Consider the following 24,307-nt stretch of genomic DNA (forward strand, 5'->3'; position numbering starts at 1 on the left):
TACGATTTACTTTAATTTTATAAATCAAGGTACGACTCGAAACAAATTAGGGAACTAATCATATATTTCCCCAAAAAAATCTCAAACATATCAGCAAATATAGCTAAAAAACTAGCTGATTAAGTTACAGTAATAGACAATCAGCCATGGGGAAGAAGACTTTCAAGACAATTAGGGTATTTAATATAAAGATATGCAGCTAAACAATTAGCCAGATTAAGGGATATTTATGCTTGATTTGCAACCTCTGTTTGAATTTTCGCGCCAAAACTGTGTCGCGATTTGCTCATTTCTCGTACCAGCTATTTTACTAACCACGATCGCAACTCTAGTTTTGGTAGCTACAGGTCAATCACTGACTAAAATGCGTTGGTCGAGGGGGATGGCTTCGGTACTGGCGATCGCCTTATTTCTCCATGTCTCCACCTGGTTTATGATCGGCATTATTACCCCCGTCACCTTCATTTTGTTTGGCTTGGGTTCAACCTGCCTTGTCGTCAATTTAATAGCGGTAGCTTATCGTAAACAAGCGCAACTACTTTCGGCTATACTTCTATCTCCCCTAACCTGATAGATTGAATACTGTAGGTTTTAAGGTCAAAAACGTGAGCGATCGCTTAGTCAAGTTCTCTTCTAGATTTTTGCTCAGCTTCTTGCTGATTTTTACGCTCTTAACTTTTAGCGCCTGTAGCCTACCCCAAAGGGTAACCGCTGAGGAAAGAATGTTTCGCAACTTTTCTTTAGAGTTTATCGATCAGTATGAAATCCCCAAAGCAGAATTTCAGGATACAGTTGTTCAGGGATTATCGGCGATCGCTTATAATCGCCAAGAAGATTTATTTTATGTCCTGTCAGATGATCGAAGTAAACGCTCTCCCGCACGTTTCTACACCTTCAAATTGGCATTCCAGCAAAGTAATCAACAAATTCAAATCGATAGCTTTAAGCCAGAGAAAGTAACTTTTTTACTTAATGAAGCAGGCGAAAAATATCTCCCAGGTAAAATCGATCCCGAAGGATTGACTCTCTCTCCCAGAAATACCATTTTTATTTCTAGCGAAGGCGATCCGACTAAAGATATCGCACCCTTCATTGCCGAATATGAACTAGCAACAGGCAAAAAATTATCCGATCTACCCGTACCACCACGCTATCTAGTTAATCAAAAATCTCAAGGAATCCAAGAAAATCTCTCGTTTGAATCCTTAACTATTAATCGTACAGGATTACCCGAAGACCCTTTTCGTGTCTTTACCGCTACTGAAGCAGCATTACTTCAAGATCGATCCTTGGAAGAACAAGCACAAACCAGAGTTCGCTTTCTCCACTACGTAGTTAATCCTGTTGGCGAGCCGATAGTTGTTGCCGAACATTTATACCTGCTCGATCCTGCTCCCGCTGAAATTATCTCTAATGGACTAACTGAACTCTTGGCACTGAAAACAGAAGGCTATTTTCTCAGTTTAGAGAGAACTTATGGTTTTACTGGTTCAGGAGCAAAAATTTTCCAAGTAGTAATTGGAAATGCCACGGACACAACTAAGATTGAGAGTTTAAAAGGTAATATTGCTCAGGTACAGCCGTTGCACAAAAAACTTTTATTTGATCTACAAGACTTGGGTATCTACCTCGATAATCTTGAAGGCATGACTGTAGGGCCTCGTTTACCCGATGGTAGTCAAAGTTTACTCTTAATTAGTGATGATAACTTTAACGATGAGCAGATTAGTCAGTTGTTGCTATTTCGGTTAATTGAGAATAAGTGATGTTGGCTAAAATACTACTTCCTATTTCCTATTTCCTACTCTAATTTTGTACGGCTATATAAGGCGATCGCTTTTATCTTTCTGAATGTACATAATCTACAAAGTAAAATTTAGGCATCAGCCAAAATCTTAAGACAGCAGCAATTCCCAATCCTAAGATGGCAGAGAAAGTCAAATATAAACCCCAACTAATCCTCAGACTATCTGGTAATACCGCCACAGTGGCAACAACTACTACAAAATAAGCCAGCAACAGCCATTGCATAAGCTGGATCGTCTTTAAGGCTTGGCGGCAGCTACTACAGTGTTGCGTGTGCTGATGATAGCGATCCAGTAAAACTTGGCGAGACGTTTCTGTTGTAGAAATAGAATTAACGCTATTTTCACTCCAGGGTAATTTGCGATCACAATAGCGATCGAACCAATTACGGAATTCAATTACCAAACTATCTGCGCTGGTAGGCATTTTGTAAGCAGTTTTCCAATTGTTATTCTGCAAAAAGCTTTCCTGTTGATGCAGCAAAACCATGTCTCCATCTAAAACAGCATTACGATTTTGGATGTGATCCCACCAGCGAGGTGTTAAAGAATGAAGCTTTTGAGCAAAATTGCGCGGAAATTGTGCCACAATCCGAGATTTTCCAGGGGCAACAGGCAGACAATAGGTAACCAATCCTATTTGTTTATCCCCCCCAGGTAAAATAATGTCATATTCCAAATGACAGGGAGGTTCAAAAGTAATTTTCGTGGGAAAAGCTTTATCAACTTCTGCTTCAATGATGTCCATCGTCGATCGCACGATATTTAAAGGAATTGCCATAGCGCGATCGCGATTTCCTTGAATGCCATGATGAGCAAAAGGAACATGACTAGGATCGGCGACGTTTTCTACTAGCGTCTGCCAGTCATACTCTAAATCCCGCACCATTGAAGACCAAACATAGCCTTTACTGGCATCAATTTTAGCTGATAGAGGTAAAGCAGTTTGAGCAGCGATTTCTGGTGTATCTGCATCCATCCATACCCAAAGTAAATCATTTGATTGCCGTGAAGGATAGACAGTCGCGCAGAAATTCTGACTTTGTTTAGCGATCAGATCGGGATTATCTGCTTGAGGAATACGAGTACAGTTTCCTTGGGTATCAAACTGCCAACCATGATAGCTACACATCAAATTACCAGACTGATCGATTCTGCCTTCACTCAGAGGTGCAAGTCGATGGGGACAGCGATCTAAAAATACTTGATAGGTTGATGATGATGCTGGTTTCCAAATTACTAGAGGTATTCCTAGTAAGGTTGCAGTAGTCGGTTTTTGTGGCTCGATATCTTCAACAGGTAATAGAGGATACCAATGCTGAAAAAAATTAAACGACGACATATTTTTGGCTCAAATACTACTCTAGTTAAGTATAGATTGAATAAGGCGATCGCAAAGGGTAGGCCGAGCCTAATCGCCTTTTTGTCTAAAAATTAGACAGGTTATTTGATTAAAAAACTATCTTAGCTAGCTAATATCGACAATACGCGAAATTTCTCCGTCTTTAAAGGAAAATTGAGAGCGTCCATTAAGATTAATAATTATAGATCTAACTTTGCGATCGCCACATAGATCGATTAAGCCTGTAAAAACTTTGTTAACAGTGCCGTCAAGTTCAATAACAGAAAATTGATCATCAAGTAAATTAGCAGTGCGAGCATCTTCCTTGCTGAGGTTATATAACTGTAAGGCATCACCTGAGCATTTAATTCAATTACTTTAGGTTCGGGCGGTTGCAGAATTCCGCGACGGTATAAAATAAAGCGATCGCTTTGAGCTTATTTTGCTTCAATGGAATATCCACATCGATGCTCCCCATCGTTGATCCACTGCGTCCTTTGTATAATGCAGTCTGGCAATACCGCAGCAAACATTTCTAGTTCGTGTCCACAAATACTGGGATAGGATTCGGCTACATCGGAAATAGCGCAGTTATGCTCTACTAGAATAAATCCCTGCTTTTGTTCGGCAGAGGCTTGGTGTAATTCTGCCATGTAGCCTTCTTCTTGCCTTAACTGTACCAGCTTGGCAATCCGTTGCTGAAGACTGCCATTTCCTAAGCGATCGCGATATTCTGCTGCTTTGCGCTGCCACTGTTTTTCTAAAACTAGACTAACCTGCTCTTTACCGACGGTTTCGGCGAGGGTATCTAAAAAACTAACCGCAAATTCGCTGTATTTTTGGGGACTAAGGCGATCGCGTCCTGCACTACTTAACTGATACAAGTGCTGTGGTCTACCCATACCTTGCTGTACTGAATGATATTCAATCAAGCCATCAGCTTCTAATTCATGCAAATGGCGACGAACAGCTTGGGAACTCAAATTCAAATCTTGAGCTAGTTGGCTAGCAGTGGCTGGAGCATGTTTGAGTATAGCCTGGAGAATATTCTGTTTAGTAGACGGTAAACCAGTGGTCGTCATCGTCTTGAGGGCTATTGTGGGAAATAATAGAGATTAGCCAAATTTCTTCGACTTAAACAACATCTTTATTGCTAATGTAACCTACAATATACTTAAACAACAAATTTATTGTTAAACTCAGGACGAAATGTTTCGTCAAACTAATCTTAAATTAATTCTACCTAAGCTGTAACAAGATTTGCTGATTACAGCTGTTTCAAATTCAAAAACACCCAAAAAAACAGTCATTAATTTCTCATCATGAGTGCTAACGTCAAAACTTTAGTTAATCAGCCTTATAAGTATGGTTTCGTTACTGATATTGAAACTGAACAGATTCCTCGTGGTTTGAGCGAAGATGTCGTGCGTTTGATCTCGGCTAAGAAAAATGAGCCTGAATTTATGCTAGAGTTTCGCCTCAAAGCCTATCGTCAGTGGCTAAAAATGAGCGAACCTGACTGGCCTCATGTTAGTTATCCCGCGATCGACTATCAAGATATTGTTTATTATTCTGCACCGAAGAAGAAGCAGGAAAAAAAAGGTAGTTTGGATGAAGTAGATCCCGCGATCTTAGAAACTTTTGAGAAATTAGGCATTCCTTTATCAGAACAGAAAAGGCTTAGTAATGTCGCAGTAGACGCGATTTTTGATAGTGTTTCCATTGGTACAACTTTTAAAGAGAAGTTAGCGGAAGATGGTGTAATTTTTTGCTCAATCTCCGAAGCCGTAGAAGAATATCCTGAACTCGTTCAGAAGTATTTAGGCAGCGTGATTCCCGTGGGAGATAATTATTTTGCTGCTTTAAACTCTGCGGTGTTTAGTGATGGTTCGTTTGTCTTTATTCCTAAAGGCGTAACCTGTCCGATGGAACTCTCGACTTATTTTCGGATTAACGATGGTGATACAGGACAATTTGAACGTACTTTGATTGTGGCAGAAGAAGGTGCGTCTGTTAGCTATCTTGAAGGCTGTACTGCACCGATGTTTGACACTAATCAGCTTCACGCTGCGGTAGTCGAATTAGTGGCGTTAGACAATGCTGATATTAAATACTCTACGGTGCAAAATTGGTTTGCGGGAGACGAAAACGGTAAAGGCGGTATCTATAACTTTGTGACCAAGCGTGGCTTGTGTAAAGGAGTCAATTCTAAAATTTCTTGGACACAGGTAGAAACTGGTTCGGCAATTACTTGGAAATATCCTAGCTGTGTTTTAGTTGGCGATAACTCCGTAGGGGAATTTTATTCCATCGCCTTGACTAACAACAAACAACAGGCAGATACAGGCACGAAAATGATTCATGTGGGCAAAAATACCCGCAGCACGATCATTTCTAAAGGGATTTGTGCAGGAGATTCTCAGGGTAGCTATCGTGGCTTAGTTAAAATTGGTAACAAGGCTACTGGTGCGCGTAACTACTCCCAGTGCGACTCGATGTTAATTGGCGATAATGCTGAGGCTAATACTTTTCCTTATATCCAGGTAGCTAACAATACAGCCAAGTTAGAACATGAAGCTTCTACGGCCAAAATTGGTGAAGAACAGCTATTTTACTTTGCTCAACGGGGTATTTCTGAAGAAGATGCGGTTTCTATGTTGGTAAGTGGTTTTTGTAAAGACGTGTTGAACGAATTACCAATGGAGTTTGCTGCTGAAGCAGATAAATTGTTAAGTCTTAAGTTAGAAGGAACAGTTGGTTAATTAAAAATCTTTTGGAAAAAGCGATCGCTTCTTTAGACAGTGCGATCGCTTTTTTGTGGATAATTTAATTACGATTAGATAAATGCGATCGCCTAACGGTAAAAACTGTACCTGGCTATTAGCACCTAAAATGGTGAAATTAAAATCTTAGAGTGATCCTTTTTTAATTGATTTAGGCGATCGCTGATCTAAAAAGCAAAGCATTTGAGATGCTCTTCAACTTTCTATTTTGGGCTTTAAAAAGAGTAAAGGTAAGGTAACGGTAACGATTGTTCCTCGATCGACTTCACTATCCAGCACAATTTGACCTTGGTGAGCTTCGACGCAGCTTTTAGCGATCGCCAATCCCAATCCAGTACCAGGAATTCTGCCGACGTTGCTGGCACGATGAAAGGGTTGAAACAGATTATGATGGTCTTGGCTGGGAATACCAATACCCCAATCCTGAATGCGAAAGACAATATCTTGTGTTTGCGGAATCAATTCAAAGAGTACTTTATTTCCTTCGGGAGAATATTTGATGGCATTGGCTAATATATTGCCTAAAATATGCTTTAATAGACTTTCGTCCCAAGCTGATTGGGTGATTTTACCTCGGGCTTCAAATACAACTTCTATTTGTTTTTTATTAGCATTAAACTGTAACTGTTCTGCTAATTCTAAACAAAATAGTTCGAGATTTAATTCTGTCAGATTACACTGGAAAGTATCTGATTCAGTTTGCCCAACTAACAGCACTTCATCCAAAAGTTGCACCATATCTTTACTGGCATTACGCAACATTTGAAATAAATAAACTTTTCTTTCTTCGCTTAAAAGATCGTTTTTATTGTGTAACAGTTCCGTACAAGAAAGGACTGTAGTTAAAGGATTACGAAAATCATGGGAGAACATCGAAACCAATTCCGACTGAAAGTGATTGATTTCTTTGGCTTTCATTAACTCCGAGGTTTTTTGTTGAATTTGATTGGTCAAATTTTCATTAGTTTCTCGTAGTAAATCTGAGGCTTTTTGTCGTTCAATTGCATATTGAATCGACCTGACTAAAACATCAATATTAATCTTGCGCTTGACTAAATAATCCTGCGCTCCTCGCCGAACCGCCTCGATTGCTAGCTGATTATCATTGGTATTAGTTAAGACAACGATCGGTAAATGAACAGAATTTTGTACCAATAACTCTACAGATGATAATCCTTGACTATCAGGTAAAGTTAAATCGAGTAAAACCAAATCGAATTGCTGCTGTTTTAATTGATTCAAACCAGTTTGCAGTCGTTGGACATGAGTTAGAACAAACTGATTCAAATCAAAGTTGCGCAGAATCTCTTGTATTAACCTAGCTTCAGCAAGATCGTCTTCAATTAATAAAATGGCGATCGCTTTTTGCCCAGCATTAAGTTGTAACTGAGATATTTCGACGGAGCTTTTGGACATGATTTTACTGAATCAAAGTTATAAATTGCTATTGAGAAGGTAGAGTAACGGTAGTTAGCCAAAATTCCTCAATTCTTCTCACAATTGTAAATAACTGGCTGAGGTTACGGGATTTAGTAATAAAACAGTTGGCATTGAGATCGTAACTTTGCTGGATATCATCTTCATTTTTAGAAGTAGTCAAAATAATGACAGGAATCCGTTTAAATTGGGGGTTAGTCTTGATTTCTGCTAGTACTTCCCGACCATCTTTTTTGGGCAGGTTTAAATCTAAAATAATTAGGTCAGGACGAGATGCAGAGGCATATTCCCCTGATTGATGTAAATATGCCATTGCCGCCACCCCGTCTCTAACCATTGCCATGTCGTAAGTCAGAGAACTGTTTTTTAATGCTTCCTCGATCAGCCGAACATCAGCTTTATTGTCCTCCACCAACAGAATAGTTTTTGGCTTTTCGTCCATTTCTAAGGTCACGCTCATGTCCTCCTACTGGGATCGTAAAGTAAAAAGTCGATCCTTTACCTAATTCTGACTCAACCCAGATTTTACCGCGATGGCATTCAATAATTTTTTTACAAATTGCTAAACCCATCCCTGTACCTGGATATTCATCTCTAGTATGGAGACGCTGGAAAATAATAAAAATGCGATCGCTAAACTGGGGATCGATCCCGATCCCGTTATCTCGAACAGAAAACAACCATTCATTTTCTTGACGTTCGACCTTGATTTCAATCTTAGGTGCCTCAGCGCTGCGGAATTTAAGCGCGTTAACAATTAAGTTTTGGAAGAGCTGCATCAATTGAGTACTGTCGGCTTTTAAAGTAGGTAGCGGATCGGCAATGATAATCTCGGCATCGCTATCGCGGATTCTTCTTTGTAGATTGGTTAGGGCTTGTTCTAGGGCTAATTGTGCATCTGTAATGGTAAATTCGCCACTTTGACTATCTACTTTGGAATAAATTAGAACATCATCAATCAAGGTTTGCATCAGGCTCACCCCTTCGACCGCAAAACCGATAAAGTCCTTGGCATCTGCATCTAGACGTTCCCCATAGCGCATTTCTAACAATTGAACGTAGTTAGAAACATGATTTAAGGGTTCTTGCAAATCATGAGAAGCGACATAGGCGAATCTTTTTAACTCGGAGTTAGAACGTTCTAAATCTTGCGCTAGCAATGCCAGTTCGTCTGCTTGACGTAGCACTATATTGACAATGACTCGTCTTAATTCCCTGACACCGTTAATTTCTACCTGTTTCCAGGGTAATGATGTTAAACGGACTTCTTCTTTCCACAATTCAAAGGATTTACGCGGAGATAAACGCAATCCTCGATCGGAATTAATGGTTTGATAGGCATGATTAGGATCGCCACCCCAGTTGACTGTTTGAATTACCTCTGGACGAAACCACAGGACATAATTACGACGAGAAATCGCCATCGCTACTAAACCACTGGCAACGTTTTTATAAGCATCTGCTTCGGGATATACTTCTGCTAAGGAATCAGTACAAAATACTTCTTCATCAATATTTTGATACAGCCACTGCACCAAAAAGTTGAGCGCTTCTTCAGTAGGTGTCTCCCCCACCATCGTCCAAGTTCCATTAAGACACACCGCAGCACCCGTCGCAGCAGCCAGATCGAGGAGTGAAGATTCATCTTTAATTAAAGCTTCAACCAGATTTTCTGATTGAGTCATGTTGTCAATAATCTGCGATCGCAGTCGATCTAGCTTCAGACGATAATCGTAGTCTTCACTTTCTTGTCGATTAGAAATCTCGGAAAAGATTACTCTGCCCAAAAATTCGCAGGCTTTACGCAGTTCGTAAGGGACGTATTTAGGGGTCAAATGATGACAGGCAATTAGTCCCCAGAGTTTGCCATTTTCAATCAGGGAGATGGTTAATGATGCCCCTACTCCCATATTGTGCAGATATTCCAAATGACAAGGATAAGGACTTCTGAGGATGGAAAGAGTCAAATCTACAGGGCGATCGCCGTGAGGATGGTTGGCGGGAAACAGTTCAACAGGTTCGGCATAGGCATCAGGAATTAGTCTGATCCAGTTAGAACTGAAAAGCTTTCTGGCTGGCTTGGGAATATCTGAAGCAGGAAAATGCAAATTCAAATATGGTTCAAGATGATCTAACTTTTCTTCCGCAACCACTGCACCATGATCGTCTTCGTCAAATTTGTAGAGCATGACGCGATCGAATCCAGTTACCTTGCGTACTTCTTGCACAATAATTTGGCAGTAATCTTTAAGACTGGCAGAATCTTGTAATTGATTAATGGAAGCTTTGGCTAAATGATAAAAACTGAGAAAAGGAATAGTTTCTTGAGACTCAGCAGGTTCTAGCTCTAAAATCAAAATGCCGTCCTTATTACGATGAAAAACTCCATCAAAAATGGCATATTCTCCACCATTTTTTCTCACCCACATTTTTGTCGGGTTAATAAAATCTAGGTTTTCTTGAGTGACCCCTTTTTGAATCAGATCGACTTGAAATGGATCGAAAAGCTCTTCTAAAGTTTTGCCAATCATTTCCTGAGCTTTGAGGCCAAAAGCATAATGACAATTAGTAGTGGCTTGAACTATGTTTAAATTCGGTTCTTCTAGCACTAAAATCATGCCATGAGGTTGAATCATGCTAGAAGTGTGAATCGCCTGTCTTTCTAGTTCATTTAAATTGGTAACGTTAGCAAACTTAATACTTGTATCTTTCACTTTTTTGCTCCTACATTTCAAGTTGTGACTATTAATATCATTAAGATAATTTTTTTAGATTAGGTACTTATACTTGTTTTTAATTAAGAGAGAATTTTAGTCTTTTTATAAAATAATCAACTATAGGGAAATAATAAAGAGCATGACAATTTTCAGTGTGTTTCTTAAAGAACAAACATAAAAGTTTAATTTAGTTAGCTCAATTGAGGAGTTGCTGGTTTATAACTGAAAACTTGAGTAGTATTTTTTTTAGTTTTAAGCTTTAAGCTCTAAGCCTTTTAATCTAGCCTGGAAAAATGATTAAATTTAACTTTTATACCTCGATTCAGCATTCATCAAGGCCCTAAATTGAAGCTTGATATTTTAAGTTTAAAACTGAAAACAAGACAGATCGGTAGCGAACTTGATTACCATAAAGACAAAACTAAGATATTGGCGTTATGGCGATCGCTTTTTTTTTGACCTCGATCAGTCGAAAACCGCTCAGGCTCTATCTAAGTTGACGAAACTTCATTCTCCAGACTGCATTCTCTATAAAATCTTAGTTCGGTAATATTTCAGATAGGCGAAAAAAATTACGGATATTCAAACACCAAAGTAAAATGACAACATCAGTTTATTTGCTTGAGTAACGCCATCATCAAAGTGTTCATCTCATCATGAGGGATTTATGAATCGAATTAAAATACTGCTGCTAATCTTAATTATCGCTGCATTGAGTATTGTATTTATCCAAAACAGAGAGCCAATTGCCTTAAAACTACTTTGTGCTGATAGTTCTCAAAGCTGTCTCTATCGCACTCCACCCTTACCTCTAGCAGCCTGGATTGCTCTAGCTACCTTGACAGGAGCGATCGCCAATTTACTGGTACAAAGTCTCAATCGCTACGGCTATAGTGACTCCAGTCGTAAAAGACCTATCGCCGAAGGTGACTTGTATTCCAATAGTAATACAAGCTGGAACAACAATGGTCGCCAAAGTCAATATTCTGAAGCTGATAGTATTAGAGATCCCTTTCCCGAACAGGTATCTGAGGCGAGGAGTTATGAAGTAAAGCAAGAACCCCAAAATGTAGAGCGTTCAGGTTCGACATATTCTTATAAATATCGAGAATCAGGCGATCGCCCAAAAAGCGTTCAAGACAGCACGACCAAAAACTCAGTTGAACCTCAAGTCGATCGCGATCGTAATGCTAATCAGGAATCAAATGATGAAGACTGGATTTAAAAGCAGTTTCGACTAGCTGCAAATATCTCTTTTGATTCTTGTTTAACCATTCCCAACATCGTCGCCTGTTGTAAATTAATAAATGCTTCTAAATCTTCCAATTCATATTTAGTTTTTAACATTTTTTTCAGCTTTTCTTCTGCTTCTAAGGTTAGATAGCCTGTATTCAAAGCTTGCTTGACTATTTCGCGGATTAATTTCATGAAAATCTACCAATCGATATTTAGTTATTATAAAAGTTTTTTTTAGTTCTTTCTATTACTTTAGATAGAGTCTCTAACGTAAAATATAATTTCTTAGACAAAATAATATTTTTTGAGATATCTACCAGTGCGTAGTTAAATTTTAGATAAACTTGTGTATTTTTTCTGTAATTTAGATCACTTTTCTTTTGCTTGTTTACCAGTAAATATAATGTTTTGACAAAGTAGTCAGTAATTTGGATCACAGGCAAACAAGAGTAAGATCCACAATATTTAACTGATTTAATTGATATTTAAGATTTTTTCTTAATTACTTTCTTATCAATTAGTAATTGAGCTTAATTAAGATTGTGACCGTAGAAATACTTAGAGAATCAAACAAATTAGCTCGATTGACTAGCAATATTTGTAGCGTTCAAGCGATCGCCAATCTAAGAGTCAAGATCGGCAAACAGCAAATATTTCAATTACCAAAGCAGTTTTGAGCTTCGCATCCATTAACTGATACATTCAGATCACGGCTATTTAGCCAGCAGCATTTAATTTCAATTGCAGACAGTAGTAAAACGATGAATAATTTATTACAGGGTTTAAATATCTATCTAATTGGCATGATGGGTTCGGGAAAAACCACTGTTGGCCAACATCTGGCTCAAAGTATGAACTATCGCTTTATTGATACCGATCGAACTATTGAAGCGATCGCTAAAAAACCAATCCCAGCTATTTTTGAACAGTCGGGGGAAACGAGTTTTCGCGAGTTGGAAACTCAGGTTTTGGGTGAACTGTCGGTTTACACCCGTACAGTAATTTCGACTGGAGGGGGCATCATTCAAGAGCAAATGAACTGGAGTTATCTACGACACGGTTTGGTTGTTTGGCTAGATGTAGATTTAGAGATATTAAAAAAAAGGGTCGCCCAAGATCAAAATCGACCATTGGCTGACAAACTAGAATCATTGTTAAACCAACGCCGTCCTTTGTATGCTCAGGCGGATTTGCAAGTTTCTCCTGGACTAGAACAGTCTCCTCAAGAAGTAGCGGCCCAGATTGAGCAACTGATACCTTCTATACTCAAATCCCAGGTGCAGCTAAATAACTAGATAACTAAAGACTTTAATTCTGCAAAATTTTCACAATTTCATGATTAACGACAGCGAATATTTCAAAGAATCAGCAGCTACCCGCGTCCGTATTCTGAGTGAAGCTTTGCCCTATATTCAGAAATTTGCCAACCGAACGATCGTTATCAAATACGGGGGGGCTGCCATGAAAGATAGTAGTCTCAAGGAAAAGGTAATTAACGATATTGTGTTTCTGGTTAGTGTTGGGGTGCGCCCTATAGTGGTTCATGGTGGTGGCCCCGAAATTAATACCTGGCTCCAGAAACTGAATATTGAGCCTGAGTTTAAAGACGGGTTGCGAGTAACTGACTCACTAACTATGGACGTAGTAGAGATGGTTTTAGCAGGTAGGGTTAATAAAGAATTAGTCTCTTTGATTAATCGCGCAGGGGCTAAAGCAGTTGGACTATGCGGTAAAGATGCTAACTTAATTCAGGCGCGCCCTGTGGGTAAAGAAGGTGTAGGTTTTGTGGGGGAAGTTGCCAGCGTTGATACAGGACTAGTCGAATCTTTAGTTAGTAGCGGATATGTACCGATTATCTCTAGTGTTGCTGCGGATGAGAATGGTCAAGCCTATAACATTAACGCCGATACTGTAGCGGGAGAAATTGCCGCATCATTACAGGCGGAAAAGCTGATTCTCTTAACTGATACAGCAGGAATTTTATACGACTATCACGATCCCTCAACTCTACTCAACAAGCTAGATATTCAGAAGGCAAGGGAGCTAATTAGTGAAGGAATTGTTTCAGGGGGAATGATTCCTAAAGTTTCTTGCTGTGTGCGATCGCTTGCCCAAGGAGTAAAAGCGGCTCATATTCTCGATGGTAGATTACCTCATTCACTACTACTCGAAATTCTGACTGATGAAGGGATCGGTTCGATGATTGTTGCCTCAGAATCGATCAGTTTATTCTATGAAAATCAGACGGGCCAATAAAGGAGCAGGACTATAAGCTATAAGCTATAAGCTTATTTACCTACCCTGCAAAACATCTATTTGACTACTTGCTCGCGAATGACGCGAATATAACCGCCTTGGTCGCTATAACTTTCGTAGGTAGAGTAGTTAGAGTGGTTAGCAGGATTAATAATAATTACTGTATCGCTTCTATCGTTGTCACGGTGGCGATCGTGATAATGTTCGTGTTCATGACCATAACCATATTCATCACTATATTCATCATATCTAGAATAGCGATCGTAATCGCTGCTACGACTGTTGGTCGGCAAAGGAATATGAGTTCTTGGTCTCAGGTTTAAAGGTATTGGTGCATTAATTTGGCTATTTACACCTACCTGAGCTAGTTTAAAGCTTTCTCTGGCTGCTTCTGGTATTGCCTGAGCAGGAGTTCCCAGGATACATCCTGTTCCTGTCAAGAGAGCGATCGCACCTAAAACCGAGCGCCAATCAAACTTAGCCCAATATTGTCCTCTCATAATCTAACCTTCGCAGCTTGAACGCAAGAGGTAAATTATTTAATAATGAGCTTAAGTAATTTCCTCTATATATTCATAGTTTAACGTGACAGTAGATAATCAAGAACAGTTTCAGCAAAAATATCAGGCAGGCAAACAAGCCATGGAAATGGGGCAATATCGCCTGAGTATTGACAACCTCGAAGCGGCTAAAGATTTGGTCGCTCCCAATTCTCGACGAGGTGGTGAGGCTCAGATTTGGCTGATTACAGCATATCAAGCAGCTAATCAAATCGACCAGGCGATCGCTCTAGCTCAAGAATTAATTACCCATCCTGATACCCAAACTCGCGAACAGGCACAGCGTATTCTCTATATTATGAAAGCGCCTAAGCTAGAGCGACCTAAAGAGTGGATGAGTGAAATTCCCGATTTGACTCAAGCAGATCGAGGCGCGTCTCGCTATGTAGGAAGCAAGAAAAAACCCGCAACATCCCCCGAAATAAAACTAGAATACTCCGCAGCAGCGCCGACTGAAACTAAAGACAATCAATTTATTTGGTTTGCCCTCAGCTTAATCGGCATAATCATTGGCAGTTTAGTCTGGCTCAGTTGATTACTGATTACTACTCGTTACTCGTTACTCATTGCTCATTGTTCACTGACAACCCCTGTGCCGAAGAACTTAGGCGGTTCATTGAGAGTATAAACGGTGGTTTCGGTGGCGATCGCCTGACGGATATAGAGGGGAGTCTGCATAATACCTAGAAGGCTTATGCCGTCGATAAAACGATAGCCTCCAGTGGTTTTTGCTTGGAGTAGCCGATCGACTGATTCTGGCTGAGGTTGTAGGGCGATCGCTGACTCGGAACACATCGCAAATCCCCAGGCGCGTCCATAGGAAGGTGTGGGAGCAGATAAAGAGGTTACATTGCTAAATACTGCTTTCAAAGTATTAACCAGCCGAGCATGATCTTTTACCTCAGGGGGAGAAATAGGGCCAGCCTGCACCATGACATAGCCTCCAGGATTAAGTACTCGTTTGAGTTTGGTAAAATATTCTTTGGTAAATAAAGCAAAAGAAGGGCCAGATTCAATCGGATCGCTGAGATCGGAAATGATAATGTCCCAAGTTTCGGTTGTTGTATCTAAAACTTCTAGAGCATCAGCAATCATCAACTTTACACGGGGATCGGCAAAAGCATCTTGGTGCATTTCTGGCAGGTGCTGCTTACAGGCTTCTACCACCTCACCATCAATATCGATCATCGTTACTAACTCAATGCTGTTCCAGCGCAATACTTCGCGAATTGTCGCCCCTTCGCCACCACCTAAGACTAAGACTCTTTTGGGGTTTTGATGGGCAATCAAAGGCGGGTGGACTAAAGCTTCATGGTAGATAAATTCATCGACAGTACAGGACTGCCATTTGCCGTCTAGCACCAAGCCTTTACCAAAAGCGCCAGTTTCGACAATATACATTTCCTGATATTGTGTCTGACAATGTGCCAGAATCTTGGTTACTCCGTGAGTGTAGATGTCCCAAGGAGTAATATATTCATTGATCCAGAGATCCGCTTTTAGTTCGCTTCCAGACATATTGACAGAATTAAGAATAAAGTACAGGAAATTGAGTAATCTGAGTAATCAATACCTAATTTAATTTTTACCTGCCTTGGTTCCCGAATGGTAATTACTTATTATCTATTACTTATTTTCAAAGTTCTTAACTAAAATCCTTATCTCGCAAATTTTGGTAGCGATCAAAATTTAAGCTGTCCAATAAAATGCCTGCGATGCTTACTGTAACAACCATAATAATTCCCTGAAGCGATTTTCCATCACCAAACAAGGATTAAATATTGTGAGAATTTATTGAGAATTTATTAAGATCCGATTGATTGTCTATGAATGCTTGAACAATTCATATATATATATGTATATTTATGTGTATGACGATCAGAATTCTTCTTGCAGACGACCAGTTTTTGATTCTTGAGGGTATTAAAGCAATCTTAGAACCAGAGCCTGAGATTGAAATAGTTGGTACGGCTCAAGATGGTCAAAGTGCGATCGCTTTGGTGAGAAAACTACGCCCAGATATTTTATTGCTGGATATTGAAATGCCTAAGATGAACGGTATTTTGGCAACCAAATATATCTGTAAATATTTACCTAATACTAAAATAATTGTCTTAACCAGTCATAAAAGCCAAGACTATATTGCTGAGACTTTGTTGGCTGGTGCTTCGGGTTATCTGTTGAAAGATAATTTGATTAAGGATCTTAAGCAAGAAATTTATTCTTTTGGTCGAGGTTATTCTAGCATTAAGGCCAAATTATTAACTCGGACAGCTAAGAAAAATTCCATAGCTAATGTGCTTCAGTATCGAGAAAAAATTATCTACCTCAAAAAATACCGTAAGAATATCTATAAACCTGCTGTCAATCAGAAGCAGCGATGCCTTTATTCTAAAGGAGCGGTTTTGCGATCGCGCCAAAGTTCAAACATCCAACTAGCCAATTTAGACATTAGCAAAGCTAGTTTAGCTCCCAGATCTAAACTTTTTACTACTAAGAGAATCAGAGCGACAAATCCCAAAACCTTTAGTCTAGCAAGATTCAATCGTCGAAAATACTTGAGCAAGATTATCTGGTTATTATTAGCGATCTTCAGCATCGTGCTTTCAATCGTAATCTTTTAATTTCATCGCTTTGAAACTCAGATAATATCTGTGCGATCGCCTATATGTAGTAGACTTCTATTCAGGTTCAAAGTTTTTAACTAAAATCTTTATCTCGCCAGCTTTGGTAGCGATAAAAATTCAAGCTGTCCAATAAAATGCCCGCGATGCTTACTGTAATGCCCAAAGTAATAACGCCCTGAAGCGGTTTTCCATCACCAAACACCGCTAAAAAATGCAGCATATACTGCGATCCTTGGTTGCTTACGGCTAAAAACCCTGGAATATAGCTAATTAGAGTTAAAAAACCCAACACCGAGCCAAATAATACTACAGGTAAGGCAAAGCTCATGGAAGCAGTGAGAAACAAAGAAAGAAAAAAATGTGGCACGGCTAATAAATAGTTTCTAGAATGATTTCTAGTGAAAATATTTTTAAACAGGACTTGATTTAATTATTTAATTAATAATCCTATTTCTCTACACGATAATAGTTAAAAATTAACTATGGAGAATAATTTTAAAAATCTTAAACAAGCATAATTATTACAGCATAATCGTTACTCTTCTTGAACTTTGTAGCTAAAAATACATGTATCTCTAATCAAGTTTTGTTAGTAATTCTTGAAATCCTGAAGGTACGTGATAAGTTAAGAACTGTCTCAATTTATTACTCGATCAATATAAAACATAGCGATCATCTTAAGACTTTAAAAATAAATTAAATTAGGAGTAGTATCTTGTCTGGGAAACGTTTAGGCGATCGCCAATTAAATCAACTGCGCAATCATAGTTTTCAGCTTGATTTTCTGGAAAATCCTTTAGCTTCAGTAGTGATTGAATGCGGTAAAACTAAGGTACTTTGTACGGTAAGTATAGAAGATCGCGTACCCAAATTTTTACTTAATACTGGACAGGCTTGGTTGACGGCGGAGTATCGGATGTTACCAGGAGCGACCAACACTCGCCATGCACGGGAATTAATGAAACTTTCAGGACGAACTCAAGAGATTCAACGGTTGATTGGACGTAGTTTGCGCGCAGCAATTAACCTCAAAGGATTAGGCGAAAGAACTATTACAATCGATGCAGATGTGCTTCAGGCTGATGCGGGGACTCGTACCGCTGCTATTACAGGTAGCTATGTCGCCTTAGCTCATGGGATTAATAAATTGATCGCAGCAGGAGAGTTAAGAAAATCTCCTTTAATTGAACCTGTGGCTGCGGTATCTGTTGGCTTAATTGATGGTGAAGCTTATTTAGATTTAGACTATCCCGAAGACGTAAAAGCAGATGTAGATCTCAACGTGGTGATGAATGGCAAGCTGGAGCTAATTGAAATTCAGGGAACAGCAGAATCTCATAGTATGACGCGATCGCAATTAAACAAAATGTTAGACTTAGCCGAAACAGGAATTAAAGAATTATTAGCAGCACAACAGGAAGCGTTAAATGAAAATTAATCAGACCAAATCAATTAGTGTTTGGGACTATAAACCTGGATGGTGTCAGCCTTGGTCAATTATTCTCACAGGAATAACGATTGTTGCGGGTAGCTGGCTAGTTTTGCACAATATCTGGATTACCATTGCCATTTCTCTGCCAGTTGTTGCTTGGTGGGTCTATTTTTTGCTAATTTATCCCAAAGCATTCGCCGAATACATCGCCTCCCAGCAAACTACTGTAAATTTGGATACCTAGAGAATGTCTGGAAAGTGGTGTTGCAATACTTCTTGGATAAGCCTCAATTTACTACCTACTACCTGAATAAAAACCCATCAATAACAAAGCCTAAACGAAAAGTATTGTACCATCTCCCGCGACACAATCCCAGGCTTCCACTTCAGCCTGAAATTCAGGATCTTTTTCTAACTCCGCGTAATCTTCCTCTAACTCTTTTTGAAAGTCTTTTTTTCTTTGAGCTTCAACTAATTTTTCAATAAATGCACTGCGATTGTCCGTATGACTATCTAAATACTCTAAAGAGCGATCGCTTATACTTATACTTATTTTTGGCATTGGTTCTACTATTTAGTATGACCTTATAATCATAATAATTTTAGTATGACCAAGTAGTCAGAAAAAGAAGAGGAGTATAGTTATACCAGGGCTATTTCATTCTTATATATCCAGAGAATACATTCTCTGTCTAAGTACATTAAGTCCGTTTAAACGGACTTGAATTTTAAGCCAAGAAATTTATTTCTTGGTTCACTACAGTTAGAACGAAATAGCCCTGATAGTTAGGCTCTGCATAGCATAAGCGATCGCTCTAGCTAGAAACTAGAAACGGAGCAACTAACTGTCCAATATTTCCAATACTGCTTTGGAGTTCAACTTATTTTTAAACCAAATTAATTTATTCGGTAAATCGGTAAATTTAACCCCTGCTTTGTCTAGATTAAGTCTTTCGGAAACAGCGAGAATCAGGTTATCAGTATCACCATTACGAACCTGATAGAATTTTTTTTGTAAATATTCTGGTCGCCAATAACCGACTATTTCAAGCAAATATTCTCTACCGTCAGGATGCACGATCCGAAAGTCGGGAATCATCACACTACCAGGTAAGGGAATCAGATCTACTTCCCTTTCTAAGCGCCATTCAGTGTTAGTTTTTGCCCAGCTTTTGGCAAAGGAGGCTTCAAGCATACTGTCATAAGGTTTGCCTGGGGGATAATGGGAAACCAGCTCACAGCGATCGCTAGTTAAGACGAATTTACCTGTTTTGGTATTACCCGAATATTGATCGCGGTTTTGCAACTTTGCCTGGAGACTCCATTTTGTAACATGCAGCAAGGCAGGAATCATTTTCGCTAAGGCTAGTCCATAACGTGTGCTGGCTTTAAATAGACTAGCAGGGCCATCCATCGTTAGGGTAAACCCAGTATCGGCATCTCCTTCGATGTATGCCATCAGTTGAAACAGCTTGATGTAGCGAAACAAAAGCTTATATTCCCCAGGATCGTTACGGTGAGCATTAATAACGACACTGCTAGCACGATAGAAAACGCCCTGTACTTGGGATAAATTGTAGCGATGGAGCAGAGATTCAGCTACAGGTGCTTCAAACTGAGTTAAAATCCGATTTTCCAGCAAGTCTGCATATAATCCTGTTTCAATTTCCTGGCGAGACACAGGACGTTTTAATTCATCCGCTAAAGAGTGAGCAATAATTTCTAAAGTATCACTGCGCCGATCTGGTAAGGCTGAGGTTTTAGCTGCTTGGGCGAACACTCTTTGCCTCAATGCCAAAGGTTCAAGGGGACTGATGATTTCAAACGTAGAGAAGGTATTGCGGAGTATATGAGCTAAACCCCTTTTAAGTCGATAATCTGGACTGTCCCCTTCTAACTCCAATAAACGTCGATCTAATTCTCCCTGAGTTTGACCAACACAGTCTTGAAAACAAGCAATAATTTCCGTGGCGATCGCTAAATTGCGGTTATCGATTCCTAACTTTTTGGGTACTATTGTCTCCCCATTAAGTTTATATATAAGTAAGTCGCTTTTTAGCATCAAAGAATTTTAGTTAACATTTGGTAAAATGTATCAGTCTTTAGAATGTCGTCCAGATAGCTATCGAGAATGGTATCAAAGAGGCAATCAGCTTCGTGCAGAAGGTTTTTACCATGAAGCCTTAACTAGCTATGAACGGGCTTTAAATTATCAACCTAGTGACTATTGGTCATGGTATCGCAAAGGGGTCGTCCTCGAAGCTTTAGGCTATTACCATGAAGCAATCGATAGTTTTACTCAAGCTTCGACAATTGAGCCAAATAACTACTGGTCATGGTACGAACAGGGATGCATTCATTTTACCGAATTTGGTCAATACGAGCAGGCGATCGCCTGTTTTAACCAGGCTTTGAAACTGCGCCCTCAAGACTATTGGGCTATTTACCGTCTAGGAGAAGCTTATCGTCACCTAGAACAGTATGACCAAGCCTTAGATTACTACAATCAGGCTTTGAAATTACGTCCTGATGATTTTTGGGCTTATTATCGTCGTGGAGAAGCACTACAGTACTGGGGAAAACTAGAGGAGGCATTGCAAAGCTATCAGCAAGCTTCAAGTCTTGAGCCAAATGATTATTGGGCATGGTATCAGCAAGGGATTATCTACCAGCAATTATCACAGTTTGACCAAGGGATTAGTTGTTATCAGCGGGTATTAGATTTAGAGCCAAAATCCGCTTGGGTATGGTATCAACAAGCTTGTTGTTATGCTGAATTAAAGAACAGAAATTGGGCAATTATCTGTTTAGAAAAAGCGATCGATCTTTACCCCGTAAAATATCTAGAGTTAGCAGCTAATGAGCCTTTCTGGTCAGATTTTCGTCGCCAACAGGGTTTTCAGCTGTTGATTACCAATAAAAGTCGCAGATATGGTGTCCCCACGGCATAATTGAGCTAAAGAGTTTTTATAGCCCTACAAAATTAGATTAGGACATTAATAGTGATCGGCTCTTAAGCAGAAGGTAGAAGGTAGAAGGTAGTATTTCAAAAAGATCCCAAAGTTTTTATGTGTGGCTATCAGAGCTAATGACTAATTACTCTTAAATTAAGCGTCTAGTTGAGTTATCCTTAACTTATTTATTTTTTAAGAAGATATCAAAATATCTTTGTATTTTGATGAATAATCAAGTCTGCACTAAAATTAAACTGTGAAGGGAAAAATCTTAGGCTCTCGTTATCAAGTTTTAGAATATATCGCTGAAGGCGGGTTTGGCAGAACATATCTAGCGCAAGATACCCAACTTCCGCGCAAAGATCTCTGTATCGTCAAGCAACTTGCTCCTAGCTTTAATGCTCCTAAACTCCTGACGATCGCCCGACGCTTATTTAAGTCAGAAGCCACAGCACTCCATAGCTTGGGCCATCATCCACAAATTCCTAAGCTTTTAGCTTATTTTGAGGAAGAGGAGAAATTTTATCTAGTCCAGCAATATATTCCAGGTCAAACCTTAGACAAGGAAATCACTTCAGCCAACGTTTGGTCAACAGATCAAGTTGTCGAGTTGTTGAAAGACTGTCTCAATATTCTGCGATTTATTCACGATCGAGGAGTAATTCATCGCGATCTCAAGCCTGCCAATTTAATTCGTCGTAATAGCGATCGCAAAATTGTATTAGTTGACTTTGGGACAGTAAAAAACATTTTGCAGGGGCAAAGTAGTATAGCTGGGTTAACCGTATCTGTAGGAACACAGGGTTATATGCCAATTGAACAGGCAAGGGGTAAACCTCGCGCTAGTAGCGATCTATACGCTTTGGGCATGATCGGTATTCAGGCTCTTACAGGTGTCAAACCACTGAATTTGGAAGAAGACGAAAACGGCGAAATTATCTGGTCACACTTAGTTGATACTAAACCTGAACTAATTAAAATACTCACTAAAATGACGCGGTATAACTATATGGAGCGCTATTCTTCAGCGCAATCTGTTTTAGATGATTTAAATAGCTGTTTTCCCGACGTCTCACAGTCTTTACCAGCCGCCATCAACCAAGCAGTGAGCAAACCTTTCTTAGCCCAGAATCAAAGGGTTGAGCATAGTATTTATGAAGATCCCAATGCTTTGCCTGGTATCCGTTCGATCGCTCTGGTGGCTCATCGTTCTCCTCCAGTTAAACCCAAACGATCCCAACAGAAGCTGGTCAAAATAACTTTAATAGTTGTAGCTATTGCTGGTGGCATTTATCTATTGCTGCAACAATTACTCCTCAAACCCTCTCCAGATGCTTCCCCTGGCAAAGTAACACCCGAAACTAGCCTGAATAACTAAAGCGTCGTTTGCTGCCGAAAATAAGTAATATGTAAGGCGATCGCGATGTGATTAGTCATATTTCCTCCGATATAGCCTTGCACTTGCTTAATTTACAACCAGAGGAAGAGCGTTACATTACTGATATTTTGCTTTGATGATAATAAATAATTTATTGATCTTAATTGATTTTAATTATGACTTATCAACAGTTAGAAGAATTACCCAGTGAAGTAACAGAAAAACTTCCCAAACACGGACAGCAATTATTTATGGCTGCCTATAATGCTGTTTCCGAAAACGGCATGAATGAGGAAAATGCGACCCAAGTAGCTTGGAATTCAGTTAAAAATAGTTATCAACAAGATCGAGACGGTAACTGGATTTCAATCGAAAATTCCCAAGCAGATCGAGGCAACATTATGGGTACAGATCTAGATACCCAAGATCCGATTGGTAATCGTCAAAATAACACTGGCACAATGCGTGGAGGCTAAACGCCATAGGCTATACACCTAAATGTTTTAGTCGCTAAAAATTTTAGCCTAGTCAAAAATAAAAACTCAAAAATTAATGATGGATAACCAAGATAAAAAAGTAGTTGTCAGACACGATCCCGATGATGCTGAAGCAGGAAAAGGCGCTCCTGGCAATCAAGTAGGAGTGCAGTTAGCACAGTCAGTAGATGTTAACGATCCTGAAGCAATAATTCCTTCTGGTGCAGATCCAGAAAAAGATATAGAGCAAATAGAAGCTTTTGCCGAACAAGAAGAAGATACTGGCATAAGCACTACTGAAGGCTATGTTATCGATGAATCTGGTCGTTTAGACAATTTTGCAGTTGAACCAGAAATGTACGTAGAAGATAAATAGCAAGAGGCTTTGCTCCTAGCTATAAGCTATAAGCCTAGATCATAAAGTTTATAGCTTTTTGATCAAAATTTAATCAATTCGGCTTGCTCACGCAGCCGTTTTTTTTGATCCTAAATCTGATTCTCAAAAATAACTTTGTGGTCAGCAGTTGAATTTCGCTGAAACTCTATTACCCATTATCCATTACTCATTACCCATTAGCTGTTAAACTTCAATACTCAAGACAAGGTTAAAATTAAGGGGTGTAATATTAGTAATTATCAACACTTAATGCTAAATTCACGATGTTGGCATTTTAATATAGCTATAGGAATTCAATATGGTTGGTCAAATTTCCAATTCAGAAGCAAACATTAACCAAGCTGAGGATGAGTTAATTAAAGACAACTCTACCCATCAAGAAGTGATTGAAACGGTAATTTCTAGTCTCGATCAGGACAATACAGCGATGGTAAGTCACACGGATGAGGGTACTGTCTGGAAGTTTACCTATGGCAGTGTCGAAGTTTTTGTTCAGCTTACTGGAGAAAGCGAAAATGATTTATTAACGGTTTGGTCAAGCTTATTGCGACTTCCTGCTCGTGATGAGCCTGGATTAATGCGTCGTTTGTTAGAAATGAATTGGACTGGCACTTTTGAAACCTGCTTTAGTATTCATGATGACAAGGTAATGATCTCAGCACAACGCACCGTAGCGGATATGTATCCTGGAGAAATTTCTCGCTTAATTACTCTTGTCGCCAATCTTGCAGATGATAATGATGATCTGTTAAAAGCAGAATTCGGTGGCTCATAAATTTAGCCTGGAATGAAGTTATGTAGTTCAAATAATCCTAATTTGCTGACAATAGTAGGGTAAATGTAAAGAAAAGTGCCAGGATATCAGTTAAGCTAACTAGTCTTTGCGACACTAGATAACATCCTTTGG

At 39.3% G+C, this 24,307-nt stretch carries 26 protein-coding genes; 15 read left to right on the forward strand and 11 right to left on the reverse strand.

Translation table 11 applies throughout. The annotated features are described in order from the left end of the window. Positions 1-229 precede the first annotated feature (229 nt). Together KME09_07890 and KME09_07895 are read left to right on the forward strand one after the other, a co-directional pair. Positions 230-571 carry a hypothetical protein gene (locus KME09_07890; protein ID MBW4533845.1) on the forward strand — a complete coding sequence of 114 codons (342 nt, stop codon included), beginning with the start codon at positions 230-232 and terminating at the stop codon, positions 569-571. Between the two features lie 151 nt (positions 572-722). Further along, a complete protein-coding gene (locus tag KME09_07895; protein MBW4533846.1) occupies positions 723-1,766 on the forward strand; it encodes an esterase-like activity of phytase family protein in 1,044 nt (347 codons plus the stop codon). A gap of 73 nt (positions 1,767-1,839) precedes the next feature. Here KME09_07895 and KME09_07900 read toward each other — a convergent pair whose 3' ends face one another. Together KME09_07900 and sufR are read right to left on the reverse strand one after the other, a co-directional pair. Further along, positions 1,840-3,147: a Rieske 2Fe-2S domain-containing protein gene (locus KME09_07900; GenBank protein ID MBW4533847.1), complete on the reverse strand. Its 1,308-nt coding sequence runs from the start codon at positions 3,145-3,147 to the stop codon at positions 1,840-1,842. A 437-nt stretch (positions 3,148-3,584) separates the two neighbouring features. Beyond that, positions 3,585-4,229, reverse strand: a complete 645-nt coding sequence (gene sufR / locus KME09_07905; GenBank protein MBW4533848.1) for an iron-sulfur cluster biosynthesis transcriptional regulator SufR — start codon at positions 4,227-4,229, stop codon at positions 3,585-3,587. Positions 4,230-4,469: 240 nt separating this feature from the next. On the opposite strand from sufR, the gene sufB reads away from it, so the two are divergent. Beyond that, complete coding sequence (sufB, locus tag KME09_07910) at positions 4,470-5,909, forward strand: Fe-S cluster assembly protein SufB (GenBank protein MBW4533849.1); 1,440 nt, start codon at positions 4,470-4,472, stop codon at positions 5,907-5,909. Between the two features lie 216 nt (positions 5,910-6,125). Here sufB and KME09_07915 read toward each other — a convergent pair whose 3' ends face one another. The 3 genes from KME09_07915 to KME09_07925 are packed head-to-tail and all read right to left on the reverse strand — an operon-like array spanning position 6,126 to position 10,081. Continuing rightward, positions 6,126-7,346, reverse strand: a complete 1,221-nt coding sequence (locus tag KME09_07915) for a hybrid sensor histidine kinase/response regulator (GenBank protein MBW4533850.1) — start codon at positions 7,344-7,346, stop codon at positions 6,126-6,128. 28 nt (positions 7,347-7,374) lie between these two features. Continuing rightward, the gene (locus KME09_07920) at positions 7,375-7,827 is read right to left on the reverse strand and encodes a response regulator (protein ID MBW4533851.1); all 453 of its coding nucleotides are present in this window, start codon (positions 7,825-7,827) and stop codon (positions 7,375-7,377) included. Continuing rightward, positions 7,766-10,081: a GAF domain-containing protein gene (locus tag KME09_07925; GenBank protein ID MBW4533852.1), complete on the reverse strand. Its 2,316-nt coding sequence runs from the start codon at positions 10,079-10,081 to the stop codon at positions 7,766-7,768. Before KME09_07925 ends, KME09_07920 begins: the two co-directional genes overlap by 62 nt. 670 nt (positions 10,082-10,751) lie before the next feature. Here KME09_07925 and KME09_07930 point away from each other — a divergent pair. Then, a complete protein-coding gene (locus tag KME09_07930) occupies positions 10,752-11,309 on the forward strand; it encodes a hypothetical protein (protein ID MBW4533853.1) in 558 nt (185 codons plus the stop codon). On the opposite strand, the gene KME09_07935 is transcribed toward KME09_07930, so the two are convergent. Further along, positions 11,306-11,512 carry a hypothetical protein gene (locus tag KME09_07935; protein ID MBW4533854.1) on the reverse strand — a complete coding sequence of 69 codons (207 nt, stop codon included), beginning with the start codon at positions 11,510-11,512 and terminating at the stop codon, positions 11,306-11,308. The two genes, KME09_07930 and KME09_07935, sit on opposite strands and share 4 nt — an antisense overlap. 611 nt (positions 11,513-12,123) lie before the next feature. Between KME09_07935 and KME09_07940 the strand changes: the two genes are divergently transcribed. Then, positions 12,124-12,615 (forward strand): shikimate kinase, encoded by a 492-nt coding sequence (locus KME09_07940; protein MBW4533855.1) that lies wholly within the window; start codon positions 12,124-12,126, stop codon positions 12,613-12,615. A gap of 40 nt (positions 12,616-12,655) precedes the next feature. Beyond that, the gene (argB, locus tag KME09_07945; GenBank protein ID MBW4533856.1) at positions 12,656-13,576 is read left to right on the forward strand and encodes an acetylglutamate kinase; all 921 of its coding nucleotides are present in this window, start codon (positions 12,656-12,658) and stop codon (positions 13,574-13,576) included. A 56-nt stretch (positions 13,577-13,632) separates the two neighbouring features. On the opposite strand, the gene KME09_07950 is transcribed toward argB, so the two are convergent. After that, entirely contained in the window at positions 13,633-14,076 is a 444-nt protein-coding gene (locus KME09_07950) for a hypothetical protein (GenBank protein ID MBW4533857.1), read from the reverse strand. Positions 14,077-14,161: 85 nt separating this feature from the next. Between KME09_07950 and KME09_07955 the strand changes: the two genes are divergently transcribed. After that, positions 14,162-14,671 carry an outer membrane protein assembly factor BamD gene (locus tag KME09_07955; protein ID MBW4533858.1) on the forward strand — a complete coding sequence of 170 codons (510 nt, stop codon included), beginning with the start codon at positions 14,162-14,164 and terminating at the stop codon, positions 14,669-14,671. A gap of 35 nt (positions 14,672-14,706) precedes the next feature. Here the strand turns inward: KME09_07955 and KME09_07960 are convergent, their stop codons facing one another. Further along, on the reverse strand, positions 14,707-15,654 hold the full coding sequence (locus tag KME09_07960) for a methyltransferase domain-containing protein (protein ID MBW4533859.1): 948 nt from the start codon (positions 15,652-15,654) through the stop codon (positions 14,707-14,709). 353 nt (positions 15,655-16,007) lie between these two features. On the opposite strand from KME09_07960, the gene KME09_07965 reads away from it, so the two are divergent. Next, the gene (locus KME09_07965) at positions 16,008-16,760 is read left to right on the forward strand and encodes a response regulator transcription factor (protein MBW4533860.1); all 753 of its coding nucleotides are present in this window, start codon (positions 16,008-16,010) and stop codon (positions 16,758-16,760) included. A 76-nt stretch (positions 16,761-16,836) separates the two neighbouring features. Here the strand turns inward: KME09_07965 and KME09_07970 are convergent, their stop codons facing one another. Further along, entirely contained in the window at positions 16,837-17,091 is a 255-nt protein-coding gene (locus tag KME09_07970; GenBank protein MBW4533861.1) for a hypothetical protein, read from the reverse strand. Between the two features lie 387 nt (positions 17,092-17,478). On the opposite strand from KME09_07970, the gene rph reads away from it, so the two are divergent. Continuing rightward, complete coding sequence (gene rph, locus KME09_07975) at positions 17,479-18,201, forward strand: ribonuclease PH (GenBank protein ID MBW4533862.1); 723 nt, start codon at positions 17,479-17,481, stop codon at positions 18,199-18,201. Then, a complete protein-coding gene (locus KME09_07980; GenBank protein MBW4533863.1) occupies positions 18,191-18,439 on the forward strand; it encodes a hypothetical protein in 249 nt (82 codons plus the stop codon). Before rph ends, KME09_07980 begins: the two co-directional genes overlap by 11 nt. A 90-nt stretch (positions 18,440-18,529) precedes the next feature. Here the strand turns inward: KME09_07980 and KME09_07985 are convergent, their stop codons facing one another. Then, complete coding sequence (locus KME09_07985; protein MBW4533864.1) at positions 18,530-18,757, reverse strand: hypothetical protein; 228 nt, start codon at positions 18,755-18,757, stop codon at positions 18,530-18,532. 279 nt (positions 18,758-19,036) lie between these two features. After that, positions 19,037-20,257 (reverse strand): DUF790 family protein, encoded by a 1,221-nt coding sequence (locus KME09_07990; protein ID MBW4533865.1) that lies wholly within the window; start codon positions 20,255-20,257, stop codon positions 19,037-19,039. A gap of 28 nt (positions 20,258-20,285) precedes the next feature. On the opposite strand from KME09_07990, the gene KME09_07995 reads away from it, so the two are divergent. From KME09_07995 to KME09_08015, 5 genes are all read left to right on the forward strand, one after another. After that, positions 20,286-21,146: a tetratricopeptide repeat protein gene (locus KME09_07995; GenBank protein ID MBW4533866.1), complete on the forward strand. Its 861-nt coding sequence runs from the start codon at positions 20,286-20,288 to the stop codon at positions 21,144-21,146. Between the two features lie 259 nt (positions 21,147-21,405). Beyond that, positions 21,406-22,527 carry a serine/threonine protein kinase gene (locus KME09_08000; protein MBW4533867.1) on the forward strand — a complete coding sequence of 374 codons (1,122 nt, stop codon included), beginning with the start codon at positions 21,406-21,408 and terminating at the stop codon, positions 22,525-22,527. A 176-nt stretch (positions 22,528-22,703) separates the two neighbouring features. Next, entirely contained in the window at positions 22,704-23,003 is a 300-nt protein-coding gene (locus KME09_08005; GenBank protein MBW4533868.1) for a ChaB family protein, read from the forward strand. A 76-nt stretch (positions 23,004-23,079) separates the two neighbouring features. Beyond that, positions 23,080-23,379 (forward strand): hypothetical protein, encoded by a 300-nt coding sequence (locus KME09_08010; protein ID MBW4533869.1) that lies wholly within the window; start codon positions 23,080-23,082, stop codon positions 23,377-23,379. Between the two features lie 319 nt (positions 23,380-23,698). Further along, positions 23,699-24,175: a YbjN domain-containing protein gene (locus tag KME09_08015; GenBank protein MBW4533870.1), complete on the forward strand. Its 477-nt coding sequence runs from the start codon at positions 23,699-23,701 to the stop codon at positions 24,173-24,175. Positions 24,176-24,307: the final 132 nt, after the last annotated feature.

Origin of the sequence: Pleurocapsa minor HA4230-MV1, assembly GCA_019359095.1 — a bacterium.
Lineage (GTDB): Bacteria > Cyanobacteriota > Cyanobacteriia > Cyanobacteriales > Xenococcaceae > Waterburya > Waterburya minor.